At 57.0% G+C, this 244-nt stretch carries 1 pseudogene; it reads left to right on the forward strand.

Annotation, left to right across the window (positions count from 1 at the left end):
- Positions 1–244 (forward strand): annotated as a pseudogene (locus H6B10_RS16425) (PTS sucrose transporter subunit IIABC); the annotation flags it as partial.

Below are 244 nucleotides of genomic sequence, written 5' to 3' on the forward strand. Positions count from 1 at the left end.
TTCGGCGTCAACCTGAAGATGAAATACCCCTTCTACGCGGCGATGCTGGGCTCTGCCATCGGCTGCGGTTACGTGACCCTGACCAACGTGCTCAACGTGGCCCCCGGTTCCGCAGGTTTCATCGGCTTTGTCTGCGTGCAGTCCGGTGATATGCTCAACTTCCTGATCGGTACGCTGCTCTCGATGGTATCTGCTTTTGTGATCACCTGGGTGTTCTCCAAGAGCAAGCGGCTGAATGCGGAAC

Origin of the sequence: Gemmiger formicilis, from assembly GCF_016901605.1 — a bacterium.
GTDB classification, from domain to species: domain Bacteria; phylum Bacillota; class Clostridia; order Oscillospirales; family Ruminococcaceae; genus Gemmiger; species Gemmiger formicilis_B.